This window comes from Methylobacterium sp. D48H, assembly GCF_053345715.1.
The window spans coordinates 1-332 of sequence record NZ_JBKFAP010000114.1 but is presented as its reverse complement, the minus strand read 5'-3'; the positions used below and the strand labels follow the sequence as shown (position 1 = coordinate 332).

Annotated in this window: 1 pseudogene; it reads right to left on the bottom strand. The window is 69.6% G+C overall.

Going from position 1 to position 332, the window contains the following annotated elements:
* Window positions 1–332, bottom strand: a pseudogene (locus ACLBX8_RS31720) (porphobilinogen synthase); the annotation flags it as partial.

Here is a 332-nt window from a genome sequence, read left to right as displayed (position 1 = left end):
GTGCGCTTGTCGCCGACCAGCGCCGCCTTGGTGCCGATCGCGTCCCGGAACGGCCCGTAGAAGGCGCTGGCGTATTTCGCCGCGTAGGCCATGATCTGCACGTCGAGGAAGCCGGCCTTGTCGTGGCCCGCGCGGATCGCGCCGACGCGCCCGTCCATCATGTCGGAGGGCGCGATGATGTCTGTCCCGGCCTCGGCCTGGATCAGGCTCTGCCCGACGAGGACCGCGACCGTCTCGTCGTTGAGGATCGCGCCGTCCCGCATCAGGCCGTCGTGGCCGTGGCTCGTGTAGGGATCGAGCGCCACGTCGGTCATGATCCCGATCTCGGGCAC